Here is a 13,024-nt window from a genome sequence, read left to right on the forward strand (position 1 = left end):
ATATGATATGCAATCAGACATAATCAAAGGAAACAAACAGCATTTCGGCCGTTGGGGTACGAAATGCTGTTTTTTAGTTGCAAAACAGTGTGGCAGGATAATTAGCAGGATTTTTTTATTGGATGCAACTTTTATGAAAGCTCTCCCGTCTAATCATATGAAACCGTATGGAATATGAAAGAATTAAGATGAAAAGGAGATTTACCATGAAAAAACATTTAGCTGCTGTTACCATCTGTACCCTGGCTCTGACCAATGCCATTCCTGCCGTGCCTGTTTACGCTGCCGCCGGAAAACCGGCTGCCGCTTATTCCGCGAGGCAGAGGCGTGAGGGACAGAAAAAAGTTAAGGATGCGGCATCCAGGGTCAAATCAGCTTTTAAGAAACAGGACCTGAATGCATTGGCAGATTTATGCAACTATCCGCTCACCATATCATACGCATCCGGCGAATTGGTTGAGATCAAAAACAAGCAGGAGCTGCTGGCCCTGGGTTCCGGTCCTGTTTTTACGGCTGGAATGAAGTCCGCCATTGCATCCACGGATGTCTCCAAGCTGAAAGAGGTAGGGGATGCAGGGGTGCAGATGGGCGGCGATGCAGGTCTGAGTCTGTATAAGTTTGGAAAGCAATGGAAGGTTAACAACATTTACAGTGATTACGGCAGCCAGTCAGGCAGCGCCTCAGGGGCGCTCAATATCGGCAATCTGGAGGAAGCAGCCACCACGGTCCAGAAATGCTTTTCTTATAAGGATATAGAGACTCTTTCCAGGATTTGCAATTATCCGGTGAATGTAATCTATGCAGATGGAACATCCGCAGAATATAGCGATGCAGCCACTTTTATAGCCAAATGCGGCGACAGGCTGTTTACGGACCGTCTGTGCAATTCCGTCACTGCCACGGATGCATCCCGGCTTCAGGCAGTAGGCAACGCCGGAGCACAGCTGGGAGCGGATTCCGGGCTGGCCATGTACCAGTTTGGAGGTTCCTGGAAGGTGAATAATATCTATCAGTAAAGTTTCCGGAAGTTTCTGGCTGGATAGTCCGGCCCCCTGCCGCCGTTACCACAGAATCTGACCGCGGCAGAGGAAGTCAGGAAATCCAATGTATCCCTGGAAAATAGCGGAACAATGCCCTGGCCGTGATATCCTCTTCCGGGACAAAGGGGTCTGGCCATTCCCGGGCGTCACTGGAATGGTTCCGGTTATCTCCCAGCATCAGATAACAGCCTTCCGGCACTTCGAAGTGGTAGTCCTCTGATTCCATGGGCTCCGGCAGATAGGGTTCATTCAAGGGTGTTTCCGATTGGTTGATGTATATTTGGTTATCCCGGATATCCACGGTCTCTCCGGGCAGCCCAATAATCCGTTTGACCAGCCTGGTCTTGTCCCTGCCGGGTTCCGCCTTATGGTTGAAGAGGACGATATCCCCTCTTTGGGGTTGGGCGCCGAACGCGTATGAAAGTCTGGAGCCGATGATTCGGTCCCCTGTCATGATGGTATTTTCCATGGAACCGGATGGTATATAGCTGTTGGCAATGACAAAGGTGTTGAGGACAAAGGCAATGGCAATGGCGGCCAGCAGTATCCTGACCCATTCCAGCAACTCTTTTTTTAGGCCGGAGCTCCCGGATGATTTATTATTAAGTGATTTGTTCATGAAATTCTCCTTTAGGATGCAAATTGAATTTGGAAAAGAACGTATGCTGTGTATCAGTTTAGCATTTACAACTTATAAAGTCTTTATTATTTGTTAATATGTAAGAATAATTAATAGTTTATTTATTAAAAAATTCTTCCCGTGATGTTATTCTATGAATAAGAATGAAGCAAGGGAGTGGAATATGAAACGAATCATACGTACAATAAGCATCATACTGGCTATTCTGTTAGCCGCAGCCGGCGGCTACTATGGGGGAAGAAGGAGCGTCAGACCCATGGTTGGAATCACATTTTACGCTGTCATAGAAGAGATAAGGGAGAACCGTATCCTGGTTCAGGGATTGGAGATAAATGATATCAACGGGCGGGGCGCCTTTGAGCTGACCGTGGGGGATAAAACAGAATTTATTTGGAGAGGGGTGCCCATTACAGCGGAAGATTTGAAGGTTGGAAATACCATATCAGTCACATACACAGGGGAAGTGCTGGAGTCGTATCCGGCCCAGGTCAGGGATGTGCTCCGGATTCAGTTGCTGGACGATGAGACACCCTACTAGGTAATGCCTGACGGACAAAGTAAAATGACCAGTCGGGGAACTGGTCATTTTAGGAGAAGGTATTTCGTTTTTTATGGGGTGTAGCAAAAACTATATAATGTAATGGGGGGTTACGTCTATTATAGTATCACCTGATGCGGAAAAAGTGTGCACAAACTTTTTTAGGGATAAAAGTTTGTTTTGTATACTTTTTTTAGAAGTAATCATGTTTCACATCTGATGGGGGACAATGGGCCTCCGGGTTGGGCAGTATGTTGCGGGAGGAGGATGAAAACGCTGTTCCGGTACCGTGTTTCGATGTAAGAGGATATGATATGCATGAAAGGAGATTTATATGAGTGAAAAAAGATTTTCCATACCAGTCATGTTAGCTGCCGTTATATTGACGGCTTTCTTCACTGCAATTGCCTCCCGATGGTATTTTATCAATCAGAAGGCAGACGGATACAAATCACAGCTTACGGTATGTGTCCCCTCATACTGAATGGAGGGATTTATTTGCATTGGAAGAAAGCCAGAACATACCCGATGTATTGGCAATTGCCAGGCTTGAGGACGGCGAGTCCGGAAAACCCATTGATTTTTTCGACCCCAGCCTTACGGCAACTCCATAAGATAGGCTAAGGGGCTTAATAACTGAATAAGATAATTCAGGCTGGAGCGTGCATTGTATTGGATTCTCCGGCCTTTTTATGTATACTATTTTGTATTTTTCCAAATTTTCATAAAATCCTATTTTGTTACCTGGTTGTAACCAAAATTTGATAGACTGGAACCAGTTGGTAATTCACTTAGTCCGTTAATATGGGCTATGGAGGTAATGAGAGGAGTGACTGTATGAGCAGCAAAAAAAGGTTTGGTATAAGAAAGAAAAAATTATATGATTTACAGAAACGTTGGATTGCAATTTTGCTGGCGGCAGCTATGGTACTAACCAATGCAGGTGCTGGGATGACTACTGTTTATGCAGCAGATTCAGCAGATACTGTTGTATTTACAATGGACGGTATTCAGTTGCTGGAGTCAATCCAAGAATCCATTGCCAGCAACAACGAAGTGACAATTGGTGACCTTGATTTTACAAATGGTAAAGTTACGGACTTTGAACGTCTGTTTTTTGGAGAAGGAAAACTAATGGAAGTATTCCCGGAACCAGAAGGCGGAAGTGTGGACGCGGAGTTAAGAGTGTTCATACGATTGCCGGAAGATGCCGATGATATGTATATGGTAACTGGTGATGAAGAGATTATTTTCTTATATGTGAATAACGGGGACGATACCATTAGCTGTACCACGAATATCATAAAGATGGATGACGGAGAAGAGAAGGTCAAAAAAACCAAACGGATTAACGTTAAAAACTTTGATGCAGCATATGGGGATGAAGAGGTAAATTATATTTCAAAGCCAGTTGAAGAGACTGCGGAATTCATACCGGACGATGGAAAAGGAACAGATAATAAGGAAACCGCGGCACCGGAAACATTGGCTCCAACGGAAGAAGGGACTATTGAGGAAGCAACCTCGGTTAACCCGGACAAGGATGATGCAGCCAATGATTCTACAGAAGTATCAATAGAAACTTCTGTAGAAAACCAGAAGGATGCTGAGGATACAGAGAAGGAAAAAACAGAGACAGCAGAGACGGAGAAAGAAGCAGAGACAGAGCAGGAAGCCCAGCCGGAGAAAGAAACGGAGCAGGAAGCCCAGCCGGAAAAGGCAGCAGAGCCGGAGCAGGAAGTCCAGCCGGAAAATACAGCAGAGCCCGATAGAGGAGCCGATGGCCAGGTGGCATCTATTATCCGTCATTACGCGCCGGTGGTTGGTGACATGGAAGACAGGGATGTTCCGGAACTGCCGAAGGCAGAATCAGTAAGAGAACCGGAGACAGAGCCTGCAATAGATAAGGAAACAGAATCTGTTGACAAAATAGAAGAAACCGCAGATAAAGCAGAGGAACCGGTTATCAAGGAAGAAACTGGACATACAACAGAAGAAACAACAAATGGGACACCGGATGAGACACCGGCAGTCCAGGATGAAACTACAGATGAAGCCGCTGATACCACAGAAGAAACAACGGCGGTTCCTGAAGAAAGTGGCGGCAGTGAAACGGAAGAAGAAATTACCAGGGAAACAGAAGCACCGGAAAAACTGCCGGTCGCATCGCCATCCAATGGCACTGAAAATGAGATAAAAAATGATGCAGGAAAAACAGGTTCCAGTGGTTTGGTAGGCATTGGAAACTGCGCTACGGCAAAAGCATATATTACAACGCTCAGTAAACTGAATATTATGGAAGAAAGAGTAATGGTTTCCACGACGGCAGACGACGGAGCTGTTATAGCGGTATCTGGTTCTGAAAAGGCTATGAAGAATATTGTGGATGTCAAAGCGGAAGCCATGAGCGATATAGACAGCTTTGTGGAAAGGCTAAACACTGAATTGGCCGGCAACGGTGAAAAGGTTGACCGAATTGCTGTGTATGATGTAACTGTAATAGATAACGATGGAAATGAAACGCAGCCAAATGCCGAGGTTAAAATTTCTATTGAAGCGCCTGAGATAGTAGACAATGAAAGCGAGGTCAGTGCATTCCACGTAAAAGAATTTAAAGAGGGCAGCCAGGAATATGAGATTGAGATAAAGGATGCGGTTGTAAACGAGTCACAGGGAATGGTCGTGATGGGGACGGACAGCTTCTCTCCTGTAGGCGCTTTCTCTGTGGTGCCGGCTGCAGATACAGGCTCTGCCTATAAATCATGGGAAGACGGCAGCTGGAAGACCGAACCGATTATACTTGGGCCCACATCAGACGGAATTGATTTCTCCTATGAAATATTAAATTCAAATTATAAGAACTTTGAGGCAGTCATAGAGGTCACTATAGGGGAAGATGTGGATGCCGATGAACTGAATATTAATCTAGATGATTACATTATGGAAGAAATCATACCTAATATAGATGATTACATGTGGAATCAGACACAGGGCGGTGATAAGTACCAATTTAATGTAAAAATCATAAATAAGTCCCAGGTTGATTATCAGTATAAAGATAACAGCTTTGTTTATACGATTCTCAATAATGGTGAGAACACTGGCTTCTATTCATATACTGGTCAGGCCATTCCAAAAGGTACTGTGATATGGAATATGGGGAATACGGCCATGGCATCTCTGTTTAACTGTATGGTAGACAGGGTTCCTTCCTACAGCAAATGGAACCTGAATGAATTCCGTTTTACGGATTCAAAAGGAATGACCCATGATTATAATGGAACTGGTGATTTGGTTCAGTATTACCTTGACTTTTACAATGACAGGTATGATTTGCAGGCAAAACAGCTTGACCAGTTTCCGGATTATGTCATAGCTGAGATTATAGGATTCAATCCGAATCCTAACTGGGATACAGGGTTTCAGGGCCAGACATTGGGTGGACGCGCATCGGATTTTGAATTAGCTGAAGCGGCATATAACTTTTTCTATAATTCATGTCTGCGGTTATTTGTCAATACAGACAGCTATAACAGGGACGGATTGGACCAGTATTATAAAGACAGCGTGGATTCTGCAACCTATTCTCTTGGAAGCCATATGCGCAGCTACAATGAGAATGGCACAACGGTTATGGAGCCATACTTTTCAAGTGCATTTTCCACCATTAAATCCGGGTCTTCCAATGCACTGGAGAATAATATAGTCATGGCTTTGGATGGCGACTATACGACTGATGCATATCAGGTCAGCTTTTTTGGATTTACATTTGGTTTCCAATTGCAAAAACCAGCGCCGGCAACAGGAACCGTTCTATTTAATGGTGAGAAAGTATTATCCGGCCGTGAGTTTACGGCGGAGGATGAATTTACCTTTTCCTTGAAAAAGAATGGTTCTGAGGTTGACAGAATTACCATTAAGCCGTTAGAAAGCGCCAGGTTTAGATTGACGGATAACCTTGCAGCGGACGAATTGGGAACACAAGCAGTGTACTCTATCTCAGAAGTGGGCGGCGGTACCACGGTCAAAGAGGTTTCTTACGATAATACGGTTTACCAGGGGACGTATGATATTACTCTGGATGAATCAAATAACAGATTGATTGCCGTGCATGTTGGCGGAAGTAATCTGGACCAGGGAGTGGTTTTTACAAATGTTTACAGCCATAATTCCACGCCGGACACCCCTGGGGGAGGCGGAAGCAGCGGCGGCGGAGGCGGCGGCAACTCAGGCGGTCACCGTACCACTCCGGAAACCGGCGGCCCGGGAATAACCATTAATCCGGAGGAAGTGCCGCTGGCATCCCTTCCAGATACACCTGTTTTCATTGACGAAGAAGAAGTGCCGCTGGCTCCATTGCCGAAAACCGGTCAGGGTTCTGCGGTAACCACATTTACCATGTTGTTGTCTGGTTTGCTCCTGGTTCTGACAGCTTTAGGTAAGAAAAGAAAAGAAGAATCGGTCTGATGTCTTGGCAAAGGCGGTGGAGTAGGTGGTTTCAAGCCAGGAGCGGTACTAAGTGCGTAAAGAAATGTCTGTAAATGCGAATCTTTTAAGATAATAACTGGGCTGAAAGTTCCTTTTTGGGCTTTCAGCCCTTGCTTTATATATAACACCAACTACAGTTGCATGTTAAGGGACAATAGACGGGCTTTCCTTTGCCAGCTCCATCATATTATCTGTAATACGCTCCATCAAAGTATAGCGTTCAAATTCGGCAACCACTGCAAATAAATGACCTAAAAGAAATATTTCCGACGTGGAAATAATATTGAAAACTTCAGACCTAAATTGAGGTTCATGATTGCATATGATATACTGAGCGTAACATGTGTAATGGATTTTGCTGCAACAAAAGAGAGAAGATATGCCTTACGTTTGGGTGCACAATAGACGATATTATGGAAATCACACCAAGCATAGAAGATAGATGAAATTTTTATTGAGCTGTAACGACATAAATTTCAGGAGATACAAGGAATGGAATTAGGATGGATTGATTTTTCAAAAACAGAGTGAAGTAAAGTTTTTGATTATGTGAAATCCACTCCATATCTTATGTCATTTATGCGTGATTATCAGTTAAAACGCTATATTGAAAAATACTTTGCTTAACATCCTGATGAAATCAACAAAGTTAATAAAGATACTTTTTGGCTTAAGAGAAGAACACTTGACCGATATGATAAAGTATCGAATAACAATGCCCGGCTTGAAAGAGTTATGTCACATATATTTAAAGATAATGCAGAGCTTCTTTTGTGGGTTCCTCCGGCACGTCCGTATTATCAGCCGCAGGGTGTATTTAATGGGGGACCCTTAAAGGCCCCTCATTTATTAACTTTTTGTTAGATTTCATATTGTGGTTCGTGTTGTGCCTTATCATAAAAACGCACATTTTTCATTAGATTTGCAACATAATATATGTGATTAAATAAATGAAAAAAGTACGTATTTACGTTGTTTTCCGCAAATACGTACTTCTCAAAAAATGGAGCTGAGGGGAATCGAACCCCTGTCCGAAAATCAATTCCCTGTTCTTCTACTATCATAGTCCTTTATTTGACATTCCCTCTGCCATCAGAGAAAGGACACCCGGATGGTTTCAGTAGCTTCATGATACGCCCATATGCTCAAAGCTTTGCATACGTCGTTTCCCACATAGTCGATGCCAGGGTCTTAAAGTGCGGGTGCTCTAAGTCTGACAGCTGCCATTAGGCAGCGATTGCTAATTCGTCGTTAGCGTTTATATTTATTTTTGCCATTTAACCCATCGCATGGGGATAGCTTCACCAGCTGCATGACCCCCGTCGAAACCAGTACAACCCCTGAATACTCAGTGCTGCGCTTACCTGGTATGCTAACGAAATCCTGCGCTCACTCTATATTAGCAGTTTCCGGCGCCGCTGTCAAGGGCAGTGATGAAATATGATAGATATGGACAGTCTGGATAACAATGGCTGCCTCAGGACAGATATGGCCGGAGCTCCGGATGGGGCCGGACATAAATTCGTATAAACTTTGTAATGAAACATACCCCTATAATTAAGAGAAAAGAAATACCAGAATCCCCTCTTTCTGGTAATATAAGGATAGGGCATATTTGTATGCTCCGCATCATATGAATAGATTCCGGTGATAACGGAAAAGAGGGAGGCAATCATGAAACATAATATGAAGAAGACAGTATACGCAGCAGGACTCAGTGCGGCAGTGGCGGCCGCAGCCTTAGGGCTTGGCGGCTGTGCGGCCGGGACACAGATTCCGGACACCCTGAAGGTGCAGAATATTGGCGCGGCGGAGAATGTAATTACAGTAACAGGCCGCGAGGAGGTAAAGGTGGTGCCGGATATGGCACAGATTGAGTACGCTGTCTATACCAGGGAAGATACGGCTGCTGCATGCCAGGAGAAGAACGCCCAGGACCTGAACGCAGCCATTGAGACATTGAAGGGACTTGGGGTTGAGGAGACTTCCATACAGACATCCTCCTATGGTCTGAGCCCCATCCGTAACTGGAATTCCGATAGACAGGAGATAACCGGCTATGAGATGACCACCAGCCTGACTGTGTCCGACATTCCCATTGACAATGCAGGTACCATTATCACAAAATCAGTGGCAGCAGGCGTCAATGGCATTAATTCCGTCAGCTATTTTTCCAGCAGCTATGATGCCAGCTACCAGGAGGCGCTGAAGGGAGCCATGGCTGTTGCCCAGGCCAAAGCACAGGCCCTGGCAGAGGCCAGCGGGAAGACACTGGCAGGCGTGGTTCACGCAGAGGAATTTGGCTATCGGCCGGAGACACGATATGCCTCCTATAATTCAGGCGGCTCTGCCAAAATGGCGGCGGCAGTGGAAGATGCAGCTGCTCCTGTTATGCCGGGCCAGGTCAGCGTGGAAGCCCAGGTAACGGTTTCCTATGAGCTGAACGAATAGATTATATTGAATCTGCCGGATGAAAAATAAATAAAGTGTTGCAGCGGATATACCCCGGAATCAGTATCATATAACATGATGCGGTACTGTTTCCGGGGATATTTGTCATTGATATTTAGGCATAAATATATTATTATTATTTTATAGTCTAATGAAGACAGGGGTACTATGAGATGACAACTGCAGATTGCAGAGGAAATGGCCGCAGGGATACGCTGCTTCCTATCATACTGTGTTTATGTTTTATTGCCAGCAGTATTATTTTTCTTGTACAGATGATTCTGAAAAGCCAGAAGGAGAACGTGGCATACCTGTATGATGCCGCGAATCAGACAAGGACATCCATTATAAAACAGATTGAGGGAGACTGGCAGACACTGGAGGGACTGGCTGTAAGTCTGAGGGATTTGGTAATCCTGGATGAGAACCAGATTATGACCATATTAAAGGATATAAATGAGGAGAATGCTTTTATCCGGATGGGCTACGCGGATGTCCGCGGCAATGCGCGCATGGTGGACATGAACGGCAATGTCCAGGAGGTTAATCTCAGCGGAATGGAGTTCTTTGAGAAGGCTCTGCAGGGGGAAAAGAGCATATCCGATACATTTGCGGACCCGCAGGATGCCAGTGGATATATCAATTACTTTGGTGTCAGGATTAATGACAGTAAAGGTAATGTCAGAGGCATACTCTGTGCGGTCCATTCAGCTGTCATACTGAGGGAGATTATCGACGCGCCGGTTCTTAAGGGGGCTGGTTATTCCAATATCCTGGATGACGATGGTAATTATGTGCTTAAGACCATTAAGACATATGAGGGAGACATCCTTCCTGAAAATAGAACAAAGATTGCAGAAGTCATAAAGAAAGAGGGCAGCGGTGATTTTATTCTTACAGACAGGCAGGGAATCAGGCAGATGCTGGTTATCCTTCCCATTATTGAGGGGCAGTGGTACCAGGTAAGCATGGTGCCTGTGGATGTGCTGCGTTCCAGCTACATCCAGACAGCAGGAGGTATCATGACCATTATCGTGGTGGCCTGCGGCCTGTTTATATGGCTGATGAGCAGACAGCAGAGGATGGCTGTGAATAACCAGAAGATGCTGATGAAGCTGGCTTACAGCGATTCCCTTACAGGTCTGCGCAATTTTGCGGGCTTTAAGCGGGAGGCGGAGATACTCCTTAACCGTCCTGAACTGGCCCGTTCTGAGCTGCCCGCCTATGTGCTCTGGTATGGTGACCTGAGGAATTTCAAACTGATTAATGATGTGCTTGGGTATGAGGAAGGGGACCGGCTGCTCAGGCTGGTGGCGGAATTCCTCAGAACAGTGGAAAGCCCCGACCGTATCAGCTGCCGCATAGCAGCTGATAACTTTGCCGGCATAACCCGGTGCGTGGATATGGAAGCGCTGGACAGAGGGCTTTGTCAGCTTAAGGAGTATATGAGAAATTCGGGTATGGACGAGCAGCCCTTCATGGAGATTCCCGTGGGCGTCTACCGCTTCCGTCCGGGAGATGAGAAACAGTCCCTGGATGTGCTGGTGAATTATGCCAACATGGCCCATAAGATAGCAAAGGAAAGACCGGGAACCTCCTATGTGTTCTATGATGACGGCATCCGCAGGCGCATGCTGGAGGATTCCGCCCTGGAGTCTGAGGCTGAGGCAGCTATGGAGAACCAGGAATTCATGCTCTATATGCAGCCCAAGATTGATATACAGAACGGGAACCGGATTACCGGTGCAGAAGTGCTGGTCCGCTGGCTCAGTCCAAGACGGGGGCTGATACCGCCCGGTGATTTCATCCCATTGTTTGAAAAAAGTGAGCTTATTGTAAAACTGGACCGCTATATGTTCGAACATGCATGCCGCTGGTACCGGATTTATCTGGAACAGGGCAAAAGGCCAGTGAGCCTGGCAATTAATGTATCAAAGGCCGGTCTGTTCCAGAACGACTTTGTGGATTACTACACGGGCATCAAGGACAAATATTCTATACCGGATGGTTTTCTGGAACTGGAGTTTACGGAAAGTATCCTGGCTGCTGACACGGAATTATTTGCGGAACTGGTGGTTAACCTGAATGCGCACGGTTTCATCTGCTCGCTGGATGATTTTGGCTCGGGATACAGTTCCCTTAACCTGCTGAAGAACCTGCCTATCGACGTGCTGAAGCTGGACATCCTGTTTTTCCACAAGAGCCGGGATATCAGGCGGGAGCGTATTGTTGTGTCCAATGTCATTAACATGGCCAGAGAATTGAATATAAAGACCATTGCAGAGGGCGTGGAGGATATGGACACCGTGGAATTCCTCAGGGATGCAGGCTGCAATGTGATTCAGGGGTATGTTTTTGCAAAGCCCATGCCGCAGGAGGATTTTGAACACCTGCTGACGAAATACCAGGACGGGCCTTTTGGAGGCATGGATGATAAATAGATAGGATAAATCAAATGAAAAACGGACCATCCCGCCAGGGGACAGTCCGTTTTTCATTTATACCATTACAATAGCAGGATTAATTCTTTTTTACTTTACCGGTATCCTTCGGAAGGGTGACATTCAACAGGATAGCCACCAGCGTAGCGATGACAACCGGAGATTTTCCGAAGATTGTGGTAACCCATGTGGGGAATGCGGACAGGGATGCGGATGCCTGTGACACGCCCATTCCCAGGGCAGCTGCAAGACCTACAATGGAGGTATTGCGGTAGTTCATATCTTCCGTCATAACCAGCTTCATACCGGTCATGGCAATGGAAGCGAATACAGATACAGTCGCGCCGCCTAAGACCGCATAGGGAATCGTGGTCAGCAGGGCGGAGAATTTGGGGAACAGTCCGGCAACCAGTATAATCAGTGCGGAAAGCCCTAAGGTCACGCGGTTAACAACCTTGGTGGTAGCCACGATACCTACGTTCTGGCTGTAGGTGGCGGTTGGCAGACATCCCAGGAATGCACCTATGATGTTTGAGAAGCCATAGCCCAGGATAGCGCCGTGAAGCTCATTTGTGGTGGGCTCCCGGTCCAGACCTCCTGCCGTGGTGGCGGAGAAGTCACCGATGGCCTGCACGGAGTTGATGACAAACAGCAGTCCCAGGGCCACGCAGGCAGACGCCTCAAAGCTGATGCCGAAATGCATGACCTGAGGGAGCTGGAACATGCCGGATTCAGCCACATTGCCAAAGCTTACCATGCCAAAGAACATGGAAAAGATATAACCTGCAATCATGCCCATAAGGATGGACGCCAGTTTCAGGAATCCCTTGGCAAAATGGTTCAGCACAGTAACTACCACCAGAGTGAAGATGGCAACCACCCAGTTCTGCCATGCGCCGTAGGTGGGCTGGCCCGCGCCGCCTGCCATGTAGTTGATGGCAGTGGGGTAGAGGGACAGACCGATGGTGAACACAACCGTGCCTGCAATCAGAGGCGGGAAGAACTTTCGTATCTTCTTGATGGTAAGGCCTACGAGAATGGCGCAGACACCGCCTACAATCTGGGCTCCCAATATGGCCGGGATGCCGGACTGCTCCGCAATGGCCTGCATACTGGGAACATAGGCAAAGCTTACGCCCAGGATAACAGGAAGGCCGGCGCCCAGATGGAAACTGTTCTTATTGCCTATGGGAAAGAGCTGCAGCAGGGTGGCAAGGGCGGATACAACCAGGGAAGCCTGAATCAACAGAACCCTGTCTGCCGTGTCAATGCCTGCTGCGCCGGAAATTATGATGGCCGGCGTTACACAGCCCACAATCATGGCTACTACGTGCTGCAGGGCCAGGGGAATTGCCTGGCTCATTTTTGGCACACCATCCAAATCAAACAGGGATGCGTGCTGTTTCACTGTATTGTCTGTATTCAT

Annotated in this window: 8 protein-coding genes and 1 other RNA gene; 6 read left to right on the plus strand and 3 right to left on the minus strand. The window is 46.5% G+C overall.

The features are described 5' to 3' along the window. The first annotated feature begins 206 nt into the window (after positions 1-206). Positions 207-1,016: a hypothetical protein gene (locus tag FGS84_RS25295; protein ID WP_138311023.1), complete on the plus strand. Its 810-nt coding sequence runs from the start codon at positions 207-209 to the stop codon at positions 1,014-1,016. Between the two features lie 76 nt (positions 1,017-1,092). Here FGS84_RS25295 and lepB read toward each other — a convergent pair whose 3' ends face one another. Next, the gene (gene lepB, locus FGS84_RS25300; protein ID WP_138311024.1) at positions 1,093-1,659 is read right to left on the minus strand and encodes a signal peptidase I; all 567 of its coding nucleotides are present in this window, start codon (positions 1,657-1,659) and stop codon (positions 1,093-1,095) included. A 154-nt stretch (positions 1,660-1,813) separates the two neighbouring features. On the opposite strand from lepB, the gene FGS84_RS25305 reads away from it, so the two are divergent. The 3 genes from FGS84_RS25305 to FGS84_RS31665 all read left to right on the plus strand — a co-directional run bounded on the left by FGS84_RS25305 (position 1,814) and on the right by FGS84_RS31665 (position 6,685). After that, entirely contained in the window at positions 1,814-2,218 is a 405-nt protein-coding gene (locus tag FGS84_RS25305; RefSeq protein ID WP_243130074.1) for a YobA family protein, read from the plus strand. 334 nt (positions 2,219-2,552) lie between these two features. Beyond that, on the plus strand, positions 2,553-2,702 hold the full coding sequence (locus FGS84_RS31660) for a hypothetical protein (RefSeq protein WP_243130075.1): 150 nt from the start codon (positions 2,553-2,555) through the stop codon (positions 2,700-2,702). Between the two features lie 353 nt (positions 2,703-3,055). Next, on the plus strand, positions 3,056-6,685 hold the full coding sequence (locus FGS84_RS31665; protein WP_243130076.1) for a doubled motif LPXTG anchor domain-containing protein: 3,630 nt from the start codon (positions 3,056-3,058) through the stop codon (positions 6,683-6,685). A gap of 1,022 nt (positions 6,686-7,707) precedes the next feature. Here FGS84_RS31665 and ssrA read toward each other — a convergent pair. Further along, positions 7,708-8,047: a transfer-messenger RNA gene (gene ssrA / locus FGS84_RS25330) on the minus strand. A 333-nt stretch (positions 8,048-8,380) separates the two neighbouring features. Between ssrA and FGS84_RS25335 the strand changes: the two genes are divergently transcribed. Continuing rightward, on the plus strand, positions 8,381-9,157 hold the full coding sequence (locus tag FGS84_RS25335; RefSeq protein WP_138311026.1) for an SIMPL domain-containing protein: 777 nt from the start codon (positions 8,381-8,383) through the stop codon (positions 9,155-9,157). A 173-nt stretch (positions 9,158-9,330) separates the two neighbouring features. Then, positions 9,331-11,598 (plus strand): EAL domain-containing protein, encoded by a 2,268-nt coding sequence (locus tag FGS84_RS25340; RefSeq protein ID WP_138311027.1) that lies wholly within the window; start codon positions 9,331-9,333, stop codon positions 11,596-11,598. Between the two features lie 79 nt (positions 11,599-11,677). On the opposite strand, the gene FGS84_RS25345 is transcribed toward FGS84_RS25340, so the two are convergent. Beyond that, entirely contained in the window at positions 11,678-13,024 is a 1,347-nt protein-coding gene (locus FGS84_RS25345) for a nucleobase:cation symporter-2 family protein (protein WP_138311028.1), read from the minus strand.

Source organism: Clostridium sp. 1001271st1 H5, from assembly GCF_005845215.1.
Taxonomy (GTDB): domain Bacteria; phylum Bacillota; class Clostridia; order Lachnospirales; family Lachnospiraceae; genus Enterocloster.